At 61.5% G+C, this 12,309-nt stretch carries 13 protein-coding genes; 6 read left to right on the forward strand and 7 right to left on the reverse strand.

Features of this window, described 5'->3' with window-relative positions:
• Positions 1-10 precede the first annotated feature (10 nt).
• From MUN84_RS03090 to MUN84_RS03105, 4 genes are read right to left on the reverse strand one after another with little or no spacing between them, the layout of a single operon-like run.
• Entirely contained in the window at positions 11-415 is a 405-nt protein-coding gene (locus MUN84_RS03090; protein WP_244696600.1) for a GMC family oxidoreductase, read from the reverse strand.
• The gene (locus tag MUN84_RS03095) at positions 397-1,404 is read right to left on the reverse strand and encodes a hypothetical protein (RefSeq protein WP_244696601.1); all 1,008 of its coding nucleotides are present in this window, start codon (positions 1,402-1,404) and stop codon (positions 397-399) included. Before MUN84_RS03095 ends, MUN84_RS03090 begins: the two co-directional genes overlap by 19 nt.
• 13 nt (positions 1,405-1,417) lie before the next feature.
• Complete coding sequence (locus MUN84_RS03100; protein WP_244696602.1) at positions 1,418-1,714, reverse strand: hypothetical protein; 297 nt, start codon at positions 1,712-1,714, stop codon at positions 1,418-1,420.
• Entirely contained in the window at positions 1,711-2,592 is an 882-nt protein-coding gene (locus MUN84_RS03105) for an aldo/keto reductase (protein ID WP_244696603.1), read from the reverse strand. The genes MUN84_RS03100 and MUN84_RS03105 overlap by 4 nt, the downstream gene beginning before the upstream one ends.
• 669 nt (positions 2,593-3,261) lie before the next feature.
• Between MUN84_RS03105 and MUN84_RS03110 the strand changes: the two genes are divergently transcribed.
• From MUN84_RS03110 to MUN84_RS03125, 4 genes are all read left to right on the forward strand, one after another.
• On the forward strand, positions 3,262-3,771 hold the full coding sequence (locus tag MUN84_RS03110; RefSeq protein ID WP_244696604.1) for a hypothetical protein: 510 nt from the start codon (positions 3,262-3,264) through the stop codon (positions 3,769-3,771).
• On the forward strand, positions 3,768-4,757 hold the full coding sequence (locus MUN84_RS03115) for a M28 family metallopeptidase (protein ID WP_244696605.1): 990 nt from the start codon (positions 3,768-3,770) through the stop codon (positions 4,755-4,757). The genes MUN84_RS03110 and MUN84_RS03115 overlap by 4 nt, the downstream gene beginning before the upstream one ends.
• A gap of 287 nt (positions 4,758-5,044) precedes the next feature.
• Positions 5,045-5,896, forward strand: a complete 852-nt coding sequence (locus tag MUN84_RS03120; RefSeq protein WP_244696606.1) for a universal stress protein — start codon at positions 5,045-5,047, stop codon at positions 5,894-5,896.
• A 195-nt stretch (positions 5,897-6,091) separates the two neighbouring features.
• Positions 6,092-6,412: a hypothetical protein gene (locus tag MUN84_RS03125; RefSeq protein WP_244696607.1), complete on the forward strand. Its 321-nt coding sequence runs from the start codon at positions 6,092-6,094 to the stop codon at positions 6,410-6,412.
• A 217-nt stretch (positions 6,413-6,629) separates the two neighbouring features.
• Here the strand turns inward: MUN84_RS03125 and MUN84_RS03130 are convergent, their stop codons facing one another.
• The gene (locus tag MUN84_RS03130) at positions 6,630-7,532 is read right to left on the reverse strand and encodes a hypothetical protein (protein WP_244696608.1); all 903 of its coding nucleotides are present in this window, start codon (positions 7,530-7,532) and stop codon (positions 6,630-6,632) included.
• Positions 7,529-8,185, reverse strand: a complete 657-nt coding sequence (locus MUN84_RS03135) for a hypothetical protein (RefSeq protein WP_244696609.1) — start codon at positions 8,183-8,185, stop codon at positions 7,529-7,531. Before MUN84_RS03135 ends, MUN84_RS03130 begins: the two co-directional genes overlap by 4 nt.
• Positions 8,186-8,479: 294 nt before the next feature.
• Between MUN84_RS03135 and MUN84_RS03140 the strand changes: the two genes are divergently transcribed.
• Both MUN84_RS03140 and MUN84_RS03145 read left to right on the forward strand, forming a co-directional pair.
• Positions 8,480-8,743: a hypothetical protein gene (locus MUN84_RS03140; protein WP_244696610.1), complete on the forward strand. Its 264-nt coding sequence runs from the start codon at positions 8,480-8,482 to the stop codon at positions 8,741-8,743.
• A 232-nt stretch (positions 8,744-8,975) separates the two neighbouring features.
• Positions 8,976-11,612 carry a PAS domain-containing protein gene (locus MUN84_RS03145; RefSeq protein WP_244696611.1) on the forward strand — a complete coding sequence of 879 codons (2,637 nt, stop codon included), beginning with the start codon at positions 8,976-8,978 and terminating at the stop codon, positions 11,610-11,612.
• Between the two features lie 304 nt (positions 11,613-11,916).
• Here MUN84_RS03145 and MUN84_RS03150 read toward each other — a convergent pair whose 3' ends face one another.
• Positions 11,917-12,267, reverse strand: a complete 351-nt coding sequence (locus tag MUN84_RS03150; protein WP_244696612.1) for a DUF3140 domain-containing protein — start codon at positions 12,265-12,267, stop codon at positions 11,917-11,919.
• Positions 12,268-12,309: the final 42 nt, after the last annotated feature.

A 12,309-nucleotide genomic window follows, 5' to 3' on the forward strand; every position in this document is an offset into this window, starting at 1 on the left:
GAGCTTGGGCCTAGCCTACGAGCTGCGCTTCCCGCACCGGAGTTAAGGCTTCGGCCTTCAGATGATCGGCCAGGAGCAGGGCGTGGGCCACGATGGTAAGGGTAGGATTGGCGTGCCCGCCCGTGGGAAATACGGAGGACCCGGCCACGTACAGATTGTCCAGCCCGTGCACCTTGGCGTGCTTATCGACCACGCCCGTACGCGGATCCTCCGACATGCGGGTGGTGCCGATGTGGTGAGCCGAGGAGTTAAACGAGGCAATATGCTTGCGGATATGGTCGCGCAAATCGGCTTCCTCGCAGTTGATTTCGCCCAAGTCCAGGGCCTTGAACCGCTCCACGAACAGCTTGTGGGCCTGCACCACCGATTCCACATCCGACTCCAGAAACGCCAGCTTCACCTCGGCGCGGGGCATGCCAAAGGCATCCTTTTCCGTTTCCGAGAGGCAGATGCGGCTTTCCCGGTTGGGGCTTGCTCGGCCTGAATGTAGAGCCCCCAATACGGGTTGCGGCGCGAGGGTAACAGGTAGGGCACCCGGCGCTTGGCCATGCGCTTGAGCCCCAGCCTCACCAAGTCCGGAATTTCGGTGAGGCCGTTGCTGAGGATGTTGGCTAGGTGCTCCCGCAGGGCGGGCAGTTGCTGCCGGGCCTGCTGCACGCCCCGGCTCATGGACTTGCGCCCCTGGCTCAGGATAAAGAGCAGGGACTTAGCTACGAACCTAGACGAGAATAGCACGTCGCGGTGGCCGTTCTCGTTTTTGGCGTGGTAGAGAAAGAAGATGGTGTTAAGTAACTGGTGATTTTCCTGGGCGGGCTCCGGAATCCACCAGCGGCGGCGGCAGTACACGCCGCCCGCGTCCCGCTCAAAATCGGCCTGCAGCTTTTTGTTGTCGTGCAGCCGGATGTCGGTGTACACCCCGCAGATGTGGGCCATGTAGTAGCGGCCCACGTTGTCGTGCTGGTTGCCCAAGCCGGTAGGAAACCGCGCGCTAGTAGAGGCCAGCAGTAGCCGGGCGTTTTCTATGCCGCCGGTAGCCAGCACAAACTGCCGGGCCTTCACCCGCAATTCGCGGCCTTCCATGCGCACTCTTACGTGGTCTACGCTGGTGCTGTGGTCGTCTTCGGTTTCCAGGGACAGGACGTGGGCATCGAGCAGCACCTGAATGTTGCGGCTGTTTTCCAGAATACCCTGGTAGGTTTTGGCGAAGTGCACCGGCGGGCTCCAGCGCTCCAACGGCCCGGAAGTCAGCTCCTCGGAATCCATGCCGGCCAGAATTTCGCGCTGCCCGCTGGGAAAGGCCTGGTGCCCATCGAACTCAAACCGCCCGATCTGGCACACGTCGGCGGCTTTGTGGTAGTAGGGCAGCAGCTCCTCGTACGTAATCGGCCAGCCACTGTCGGGCACCCAAGCCCGGGGCTTAAAGTCGAGGGCTCAAAGGGAATGCAGCGCCCCCCCAGGCGGCGGAGCTACCCCCAAACTGCCGACGCCGGTTTTCCTCCAGGGGCTCGTGGGTACCGGCCTGGGGTACCACGCCCCGGTATAAATCCTGGTTGGCTAGGGTTTCCGTCCAGCCCCCGCCCGTGAGCACCAGCACCCGCAACGGCGTGTTTTCCAGGCTCAACGCAATGGAAATGGCGGCCGGACCGCTCCCAATCAGGCATAAGTCCGCCGTCAGCGTCTGCCCCTCCTCAAACGTGTTCTTCGAGATAATCATGCGAGTAGCTGGTGTAAGTGGGGTAAGGCGGCGGGCAAACTGGGCAGGTAACGCAAGGCCTCCATATTGTGCTGTAAGTGCCCGAGGCTGCTGGTACCGAACAGCACGATGTCGGCTTGTTTTTCGGCCAGCACCGCCCCAATCAGCAGTTGGGCCAAGCTCAGGCCCGTGAGGCCCGGCAGTTGCTGCACGGCGGTGGCCTGCCGGGCAAAGGTGGGTTGCAGGGCGCTGAAGGGCTGCAGCACCATATTGGCCAGCACTGGCACGCCGTGCGCCTGGCACAAAGCCACAATGGGGTTGGGGCGGCGCCAACTCACGGTGGTTTGCACTAGCTGCACCTGTCCGCTCGCTAGGCCGGCCTCTACCACCCGGTAGTCGTTGCTGGAAACGCCCGTGTAGCGCGCCAGGCCCTGCTTTCGGATGGTGGCTAGGCCTTCCCAGGGGTCGGCGTGGGCAATGTCGTGCCAGGTGGGCTCGTGCAGCAGCAGGGCATCGGCGGCTTCCACGCCGAGGCGCTGGTTGCTTTTCTGCACGCTACGGATCAGGTAGGCCGAGGTGTAGTTGTTTTTGGCCCCGCTGCGCTGCTTTACCTTTTTGGCCAGTTGGTTCAAGGGCGAAAGCCAGCCGGGCGTATGCACGTAGGGCTGACCCGCTTTCGTAACCACGAAGAAGGGCTTGCCTGTGGCTTTGATTCCTTTCCGAATTAGCCGCTCAGCGTCGCCGGAGCCGTAAAAGTCGGCCGTGTCAATCAGGTTTACCTCGCGCTCGGCGGCTACCTGCAGCATTTCGGCGAAGGCCGCCGGGGCCAGGCGGCTGCCCAGGGAAGCGACTCGGCTGGTTCCTATGCCTAGGGGCGACAACTGCTCCAGTGAAATCATGCCTTTTGCGCTTGCGGTTGATTATACGATTGATAGACACCCTACTTGCCACCGCTACCAACCGGCAGCTCCCTCGCTGCTGGCTAGGCGCAGTTGACCGGAGTGACGCCGGTGGAAGGTGCCCGTTCCTGTTACAGGCCCTCACCGCGCGGTACTTGGCAACAAGTGCTACAAGTCCTTTTGGTAGTACCTGAAAAGAGCACCATGAGGGGTGAAAGGGAAAACAAGAGGTTTCCACCAGGGTAAATATTGATACATTTTTTGATTTTGTATAATAATTTAAATAAATATTTTAAAACGTGAGTATATCCTGCCTTTGCAAGGTGCCATTTGTGGTTTCCTGCCCAAGCAGGACTGGTGCAGGCAGCAGGCAGCTATTTCGGTAGTAATCGTTGTCAGATAGGTAGGTACCGCTCCGCCATTTTTAGCCCACACGCGCCCGTAGCAGCGCATTAGAACCTGCCCAACGGTTCCCCTACCTTCTCGCCGCTACCTCAACCGCTAACCTCTTACCTAGGGGGCGGGCCAAAACCAAGCTTGCCTGTTGTTCAGGCAATGAAGTACATTTAGTTTCCACGAATACCTTTTCCAACGGCCCGCTTCCAGCTCAGCTGGGACGCACCGGCCTACCCAGAACTACCTTTTTGCCTTTCCATTTTTTGTAAGCCTATGCGTTTTACTACCCTACTAGCGGGCCTGGGCCTGACGACGACTCTGTTATCGGCCTGCACCCGCAGCAGTGCGCCCGCCGCTTCCCGTGCGCCGGGCGAGCCGCTCCTGAGTGCCATTCAGGAAGCGGAGGTGCGCCGCGACTTGTTTGCCCTGGCCGACGACAAGTTTCGGGGCCGCCGGGCCGGCACCGCCGACGAGCTGCGGGCCGCCATTTGGGTGGCCGAGCGCGCCCGCGAAGCCGGCCTGGAGCCCGCCGGCGACGAGGGCACGTATTTTCAGTTTTACCCCTTGCGGCGGGTTACGGTAGCCGCTTCCACCCGTCTTACCATCGGTGGCAAGCCCTTGCGCTTGTGGAAAGATGCCTGGGTAACTACCCCACTCAACGCCCGCCTCGACGGCCCGGTGGTTTGGCTTAACTCCCTGGCTGACACCGTGCGCCAGAACCTGCGCGGCAAAATTGTGGCCATGCCCTTGCTGCCACCTACCCCCCTGCCGGCCCGAAGATGAGCTTGTGGGCCATGCGCTACACCCTGGCCGGTATCGGGCAGCAAAGCGCCGCCCTGCGCACGCGCGGAGTAGCCGGCATTATTCTGGCGGCCAATGCCACCGCCGAGCCCAGCCTGGAGTTTGTGGGCCACCGCTACCAGGATGGCCTCTACCTGCTGCCTTCCATGCCCCTGCCCACCTCCCCGGTGCCGGTGCTGCTGGTGCGCCAGGCCGTGGCTGCCCAACTGCAAGCCCGCGGGGCCCGACTCCAGGCGGAGCTGGTTGCCAACGACTACGAGTACCCTTCCATGAACGTGGTGGCCCGTGCCCCCGGCACCGACCCTACCCGCCGCACCGAGCACGTACTTTTCAGCGGCCACCACGACCACGACGGCATCGGAACGCCCGTAGCTGGCGACTCCATCTGGAACGGGGCCGACGACAATGCCACGGTGAGCGTGGCGTTGCTGGCCATTGGCCGGGCCTGGAAGCAGCGGCCAGGCGCCCGCTCGGCCTTGTTTGTCTGGCACGGGGCCGAGGAGCGGGGGCTGCTGGGCTCGCGCTGGTACGCCGAGCACCCCACGGTAGCCAAAAACTCCATTGTGGCCGTGCTGAACGGCGACATGATGGGCCGCAACGCCCCCGACTCGGCGGCCCTGCTGGGCTCCACCCCGCCCCACCGCAACTCCAAAGCCCTGGTAGACATGGCGCTAAAGGCCAACGAGAACCACACCAAGTTCGCCCTCGATAACTCCTGGGACGACGCCAAGCACCCCGAGGGCTGGTATTTCCGCTCCGACCACCTGCCCTACGCCCGGGCGGGCATTCCGGCCCTGTTCTTCACCACCCTGCTTCACCCCGACTACCACACGCCCCGCGACGAGGCCTCGCGCATTGACGTGGCCAAGCTGACTCGCATGACCCGCTGGATGTACGCCACCGGCTGGGCCGTTTCGGCTGCGCCCGAGCGCGTAACCGTAGACCCTGACTTCAAGCTGGAGCGGTAGTCCGCTTAACCTTAGTATTCGTCAGTCCTCAAAGCCCGGCTTCCTGATTCAGGGAGTCGGGCTTTGTGCATGAGTCAGTTGCCAACCACGGCGCTGGTGCCCGCGCCTCCAGTTGCTGCACCGAGCTACCACTACCTTGTACTTCCGATGCGCCGCCGCTTACACGCGCGGCCTAAACCCTTCAGCCACTTGCATTAAGGAAAATTACTCTATATATTATTCCTGAAATAAACCGCCTAACCTCACTGCCTTCGACTTATACTTTTCCACCTTCATTTCCCCGCTTTATGAAGAATCTACTGGTACCCACAGATTTTTCACCCACTGCTCACAACGCCTTTGAGCTTGCCCTGCAGGTAGCCCGGCGCACCGGCGGCCAGGTTACCCTGCTGCACGTAGTGGACCTACCAGAAACGGCGCGGTATGCCACCACGGGTGGTCTGGCGGGCGGAGGCGGCCTCAATGATGTATACACCCTCAAGCTCCTGCAGGTGGTGAAGCGCCGCATGCACGAGCTGATGGCCGAGGCCCAGCGCACCTTTCCCGGCGTGCAGGTGCAGGACCTGATGCATACGGCGGCCTTTGACGACGCAGTGCTCGATACTATACAGGACCGGAAGATTGATTTGGTAGTGATGGGCACCAAGGACCATCACGCCTGGCAGCACGTGTTTACCGGCTCGCGCACGGAGCACGTGGTGCGGTTGGCTTCCTGCCCCGTTCTGACAGTAAAGCACCCGGCCCCAAATTTCGAAGTGCGGCATATTGTCTTTGCCTCTGATTTTTCGGCCGAAGCGGACCTGGCCATTTCAAGCCTGCGGCAGGTGCAGGAGGTGTTTCCGGAGGCTCTGCTCCACCTGCTCGATGTCGTCTCGGACCCGGGCCAGCACGACAAGGCCATGCTGCGCATCCACCACTTCGCCGACCGCCACCAACTAACTCATTATGAGCCCGACGTATTTGCCGCTCCCAACGCCAGTGCCGGCATTCCGCGCTTTGCCGAGCAGGCCCACGCCGACCTGGTGGTGATGCTGACCCACGGTCGGGCCGGGCTGAGCCACTTTTTTCAGGGTAGCATTTCCGAGAGTGTTTCCTTGCACGCGGCTTCCCCAGTTCTCACTTTTCACGCCCAGGTGTAGGACGGCGCTGGGGCGGCCAGGCAAGGGCCGGGAGTTTTCGGCTCGTAAAAGCTGGAGTTGCACATCGTTGATAACCGAAATACGCATTTATCCCGCGCTAAATCAGTAGAAACCCGGGAGCTAGAACGGTCAATTTGGTGTCTATCTTTCAGAACGAAATAAGCCAACTTTTTCTTCCGCTCCTCCTATACACCCATGACTGTTCCGACTGCTACCATTGATCTGCAACTGCACCTTGTGCCGGCCGGCTGCCGCCTTGATTTTCCTCAGCAAGCGGGCCGCTTTGCTTACGTGTACCGCCGCCAGGCCAACCAGGAATGGAAGTGCATTGCTCATAATGCCTGTAGCCCCCACATTGACCGCACCGTTCCCGCCGGCAGCGGCCGCATCGACTACCTGGTTTGCTACTGCGACGCGGCCGGCACCATCACGGAAGCTACCCCCGTGGTGCAGACCTACCCCGCCCCCCTGCTGCATCATAACTCGGCGGCTACCGCCGGCGCTCGGCCGGCTTAGCAGGCTCCGCACCGCAACAAAAAGCCCCGGTAACTTGCGTTGCCGGGGCTTTTTGTCTGATTAGCTGAACCCTTCTTACAGGTTCTTTAGCCACACTTGGCGCAGGGCCAGTTGGGCGGGCGTGGCGGCGGGTCCTGGGTGAAGACGTAACGCTTCACGTCCTCGGTGCTACCCAACTTCACCCGTATCGTCTGCTCCTGGCCGTTGCGGCTGATGGTCAGGGGCAGCTCGGAGCCGGGGGGCGGGTGGCTACCCGGCGCAGGGCCGTGAAGTCGTTGCGCACGCCATCCACGGCCAGCAGCTGGTCGCCCACCTGCACCCCGGCGGCCTGTAGCGGGCCACCTACCCGGGTGAAATACACGCTGTTGTCGCGCGGGGCCAGGCCAACCTGCCCCAGGGTTGCCACCTGCTTGCCGGTGTGCACAATGGGCTCGTAGCGCACCCCCACTTTGCTATAGTACTCCTGCAAGGGCAAGGGCTCGGCGTTCTGTACGTAGCGCTTAAAGAAGTCTCCAATTTCCGGGTAGGTCATCTTGGTGAAGTCCTGGAAGAAGTTTTTCTCGCTGATGGGCTTGTTGGGGCCATACTGCTTGGCCAGCTCCAGCAGCACGTCGCGCAGGCCGCGCTTGCCCCCGCTCAGCTCCAGCAAACGCAGATCTAGCAGGCCAGCTGTGAGGGCCCCGCGCTGGTAGATGTTGCCGTACTGGCGCTGCCCTTCGTCGCTGAACGAGTTCAGGCCCAGGCGGCTAAGGCTATACGTGGTGTCGGTGCGGGTGCGGTCGTACTGCACCTTGTCGTGCAGCATGCTCAGGTAATCATCCAGGGGCACGAGGCCGCCGCGCAGCTGCATCATGTGCGAGGCCCACTCGGTGGTGCCTTCATACAGCCAGAGGTGCTCCGAGCCGGTAGGCTGCACAAAGTTGAACTGCTCAATTACCTCGGAGTGGATGTTGAGCGGGGTCATGACGTGGAAGAATTCGTGGGCCGCAATGTCCACCACGCCCTGCGCCGACTCGGGCGTGAGCGGCTGCTCGGGCAGCACGTATTCTGAGCTGTAAGAGTGTTCCCAAGCCCCGGCCGAGCGGTCGGCGAAGTGGTAGAGGAAGGCGTAGCGGTTCACCGGCAGCTGCCCCCGAAGAAGCTCTGAGCGGCGCTGAGCATTTTCTGCATATAGCCCAGCAGGGGTTCGGCCTGCACCCTATCGGTAGCGGAGTAGCAGTACAAGGCCACGTCGGCGTTGCCGAGCTTGGTGGAGGCTTCCGTCAGGCGGCCCAGCAGAATGGGCGAGTCCACAGCGTGGTCGTAGTCTTGCAGGTGGTAGTAGCCGTCCTTGTCGGCTTGCAGCACCGAGCCGGCTTTCCAGCCGCTGGGGTACTCCAGTTTCAGGCGCAGGGGCTTATCTTGCATGCCCTGGGGGTAGCCCAATAGGGTTTGGCCGTTGAGCAGGGCGTGGTCGGTTTCCAGCGAGGAGCCGCACATGCGGTAGATAGGATGCTCCTTTACCGAGGTATCCCAGGTTTCGGCAATGGTGTAGCGGATTTCGCGGGTTTTCTCGGGCTGGCTGAGCTGCCACTGGTTGGTAGAAACCTGCTTGGCTTCCAGCGGCTTGCCCTTGTCGTCGAAGGCCTGAAAGTTGCTCACGAAGCGGCCCATGTCCATGACCTGGTAGGTGCCGGGCGCGGTGGCAGCAAACTGGTAGGTAGCCTGGTCTTTCTTGAGCTTGGGCAGCAGCAACTTTACCTGAAAGGCGTTGCTGTTGGCGGCCGGGTCCATGCTCACGGTGTACGTTAGCTCGCGGGGGCTTTGGCCAGCACCGGCGCGGCCAGGGCCAGCAGGGCGGCCACGGCAGCCGGACGAAAAATGGATGTCATGCGGAGAAAATGGAGAATTAAAAAGGGAACGTGGGCTACTGACGCGCAACGGGGCGGGCGGTTGCGCTCAGCCCCACGAAGCTACTGGTTTGCGACCGACTACCCCAGCGGCGCCACCTCAACATAACCTCCCGAGCCCATAGCAGTACACAAGAGTAAGCCCAGGCTGCATTTCTCGCTTCTTTCCCTTTCTGCCATGTCCTCCACTCCCACCCCCGATACCAACCCCACCCAGCTGCTGCGCTACCGCCTGCAGATTCCTACCCTCACCGACGCCGACAGCATTGGCCGGGCGCGTCAGCTCCTTATGGGTCTGGGCCTGATTGTAGACCGCATCGAAGATGGCGAAGCGGAAGTAGCCGTGGTAACCGCCGCCGAAAACCCCGGTCCGGAAGGCATCCGGCAGGCCCTGACCAAAGGTGGGTTTGCGGTGCAAGATATTACGGCTGAGGGCAGCTAAGCTGGTTCTTTGGTAGGGGCCGCTCTATGTAGCCAGCTGAGTTCTGACCCTGTAGCAACCGGGTTAGGCAACGTACTTGCCGCATAACCGCTACTGCACGCTTTTTGGTTTGCTCACGCGGCGCCGTGTAGGCCAAAAAACTTTCTGACCGAGCGGTATTTTATCAGTATTGTTGTAGCTGGCCGTGGTAGTGCGTACCGAGGTTCTATAGGTTTTACTGTCAATTTTCCCTGTGCCTGACTTCTCCGACTCTGCGCTTCCCTCACCTGAAATAGGGACTACGTTCCCGCTTGATGAGTTGGTGCAGGGTCTGTTTGATGTTTCCCTGACGGGTATTGCGCTCTACAAGCCTGTGTACGACCGGGCTGGCAGCGGCGAAATTGTGGATTTTACCATTGAGCTGCTCAACCCCAAGGCCCAGCAAATTCTGGGGCTGCCGGCCCGGCCCCCGGAAACCTACCTACAGCTGTACCCTCATACCCGGCCCACGGGCGTTTTCGACTTTCACTGCCGGGCGTATACCTCTGGGCAGCCGGAGCGCTTCAGCGTCAACTACCAGGGCGACGGGCTCGACAACTATTTCCACCTCTCGGCCCGACGGGTAGGAACGGGCCTGCTCGTCAGCTTTACCGATACGGCCGACCAGTCGCGGACCGCCGTGGAGCAGGCCCTGCGCGCCAGCCAGGCCCGGGAGCAAGCTGCCCGTACCGAGGCTGAAACCCAGCGCAACCGCCTGCACCACCTGTTCATGCAGGCGCCGGCCATGATTACCATTTTCGAAGGCCCGGAGCACGTTTTCAAGCTCGTCAACCCGCTGTATCAGGCGCTTGTAGGGGAGCGGCCCCTTCTGGGCAAGCCCATCCGGGAAGCCATGCCGGAGCTGGCCGGACAGCCGATATTTGACCTGCTGGACGCGGTGTACCGCACCGGCGAATCGTTTTACGCCACCGAAATGCAGGTGCAGCTCGACCACGACAACACGGGCGGGCTGGGCCAGCGCTACTACAACTTTATCTACCAAGCCACCCGCAACTTAGCCGGCGCTGTGGATGGCATTCTGGTGTTTGCCTACGAGGTAACGGAGCAGGTCACGGCCCGCCGCCGGGTGGAGCTCAGCGAGGAACGGCTGGCCGAGGCCAATGAGGAGCTGGCCTCCATCAATGAGGAGCTAATGGCGACCAACGAGGAGCTGCAGGCGGCTAACCTGGAGATTCTGACCACCAACAACGAGCTGGAGCACCGCGTGGCCGCCCGCACCCAAGAAGCGCACCTGGCGCAGGCCGAGGCCGAGCGCCAACGCGCCCGTCTGGAGCGGTTTTTTATGCAGGCGCCGGCGGCCATTTGCGTGCTAGATGGGCCTCAGCTGGTGTTCGAGCTGGTAAACCCCGGGTACCAGGAGCTGTTTCCGGGGCGCAGCTTGCTGGGCAAGCCCATTCTGGAGGCCCTGCCCGAAATTGAAGACCATACGGTGTACCGCACCTTCCGGCAGGTGTACGAAACGGGCGTTACCCACCAGGAAGTTGGCATTCATATCCCGCTGATTCGGGCCGAGGATGGGCAGTTGGAGGATCGGTACTTCACCTACATTCAACAGCCCCGCTACGATGAGCACGGGCGCATTGATGGGGTGCTGGCGTTTGCCTACGAGGTAACAGACCTGGTGCGGACCCGCCGCCAAGTGGAACACAGCGAGCTGGCCTTCCGAACCCTGACCAACGCCATTTCCAACCTGGTCTGGACGACTACCTCCGCCGGGGATGCGGAGTACCACAACGAGCAGTGGTACGCCTACACCGGCAGCACCCCGGCCCAAACGAACGGCCAAGGCTGGATGACCTTCTTCCACCCCCACGACCTGCCCCTGATGCAACAGCACTGGCAGGCGGCCCTGGCCACCGGCAACCCCTACCAGGTGGAGGCGCGCCTGCGCCGGGCCGACGGGACCTACCGCTGGTTTCTGGTGCGGGCCCTGGCCCTGCGCGACGAAAACGGGCAGCCCATCCGGTGGTTCGGGACCAACACGGATATTCACCAGCAGAAAGAGCTGACCGAAGCCCTGGCCCTGGCAAGTAAAAAACTCGCTACCACCAACAAAGAGCTGCGGGAAGCCAACGCCAAAGCCCTGGCTGCCAACCTGCAGCTGGGCCACACCAACGAACAGCTCACCCGCATCAATCAGGACCTGGACAACTTCGTGTACACGGCCTCCCACGACTTGCAGCAGCCGGTGCACAACATGGCCGGAGTATTTGAGGAGCTCAAGCGCACGGCCACCTTCCACGACCCCGACGCCGAGCGCCTCATGCAGATGTTTGAGGACGCCCTGGGGCAGATTCAGGCCACGATTCAGGGCCTGGCCCAGGTGGTACAGGCCGAGCGACTGGCCCAGCGCTTTCCAACCGAAACCGTGGAGCTGCTCCCCCTGGCCCAGAGCGTTATTCAGAGTTTGCGCAACCAGGTGGAGGCCCAGCAGGCGCAGTTTGAGCTAGATTTCAGCTCCGTGCCACGGGTAGTGTTTGCCCGTCTCAACCTGCAAAGCATCCTGTATAACCTGCTCAGCAACGCCCTCAAGTACGCTTACCCCGGCCGCCCGCCGGTGGTACGGGCATTCACCAGCAAAACGGGCGCGGGCAACCCCTTGCTGGTGGTGCAAGACAACGGCCTGGGCCTAGACCTGGCACGGTTCGGCCCCGATTTGTTTACCATGTTCCGGCGCTTCCACGACCATGTGCCGGGCTCAGGGCTGGGGCTTTACCTCGTGAACCGCATTGCCCAGCAGGCCGGGGGCCACGTGGAAGTCAGTAGTACCGTGGGCCAGGGCACCACGTTCCGAATTCATTTACCCGCTTCGGCCCTGCCCACTGAATAGCAGCGGCAAACTGCCCTACCTCCACTGCAGGTCAGGAACTGGCACTATGTTCTCTGGACAAGTACAGCAACAGGTGGTAGGCAGAGCGCAATGAAGTGGTTGGCCGTTGCTGCCTATAAAATCGTTGCCGGGTGCACTGCCTGGGGCGAATCGTAAATAACCAAACGACTGTGTATTAACACAAATGGAGCGTCATACCGAGGTGTAACCGGGGTATGACGCTCCTTTATATAGTTGTTCGCACCACCTCTGTACAAGCTCACAGCTTGATGAGTGGGTAGGGCGAGCGTATATATATATCCTATTACTTGTCCTTGAGCGGATCGTGGCCCCAGTTCATGAGGGAGTAGCGCCACCGCGACGTTTCTACGTCTTCCTTGGCGTGGGGGCCCTGGGCCAGGTGCCGACTTACGTAGCTGTGTACCTTGTGCATGTGCTGCTCGTCGGCGTCCGTTAGGTCGGCTTTTTTCTTGCGCAGAATTTCTACGATTCGCTCCCCGGAGTGGTGGCCGATGCTGGTCCCGTCGCCGCTGTCCTGGCCTACGGACCGGGATTCCTCGGTTTTCAGCCACTTCTCGATTTCGGCGGCAGTCATGTTTACGTTGCGCTTGAACTCCGCGTATACGTCGGCACTGGGGGTGGATTTAGTGGTCATGGCGGGGGATGAAGGGTGAAAGCAGAAATACGCAGGCCGGAG

The sequence above is a fragment of the Hymenobacter sp. 5516J-16 genome (assembly GCF_022919335.1).
GTDB classification, from domain to species: Bacteria; Bacteroidota; Bacteroidia; order Cytophagales; family Hymenobacteraceae; genus Hymenobacter; species Hymenobacter sublimis.

Bases quoted from the DNA above. Each gene is read 5' to 3' on its own strand.
- MUN84_RS03125 (WP_244696607.1), top strand. From the start codon at position 6,092: ATGACTGTTCCGACTGCTACCATTGATCTGCAACTGCACCTTGTGCCG.
- MUN84_RS03105 (WP_244696603.1), bottom strand. From the start codon at position 2,592: ATGATTTCACTGGAGCAGTTGTCGCCCCTAGGCATAGGAACCAGCCGA.
- MUN84_RS03120 (WP_244696606.1), top strand. From the start codon at position 5,045: ATGAAGAATCTACTGGTACCCACAGATTTTTCACCCACTGCTCACAAC.
- MUN84_RS03090 (WP_244696600.1), bottom strand. From the start codon at position 415: ATGCCCCGCGCCGAGGTGAAGCTGGCGTTTCTGGAGTCGGATGTGGAA.
- MUN84_RS03135 (WP_244696609.1), bottom strand. From the start codon at position 8,185: ATGGACCCGGCCGCCAACAGCAACGCCTTTCAGGTAAAGTTGCTGCTG.
- MUN84_RS03110 (WP_244696604.1), top strand. From the start codon at position 3,262: ATGCGTTTTACTACCCTACTAGCGGGCCTGGGCCTGACGACGACTCTG.
- MUN84_RS03100 (WP_244696602.1), bottom strand. From the start codon at position 1,714: ATGATTATCTCGAAGAACACGTTTGAGGAGGGGCAGACGCTGACGGCG.
- MUN84_RS03115 (WP_244696605.1), top strand. From the start codon at position 3,768: ATGAGCTTGTGGGCCATGCGCTACACCCTGGCCGGTATCGGGCAGCAA.
- MUN84_RS03150 (WP_244696612.1), bottom strand. From the start codon at position 12,267: ATGACCACTAAATCCACCCCCAGTGCCGACGTATACGCGGAGTTCAAG.
- MUN84_RS03140 (WP_244696610.1), top strand. From the start codon at position 8,480: ATGTCCTCCACTCCCACCCCCGATACCAACCCCACCCAGCTGCTGCGC.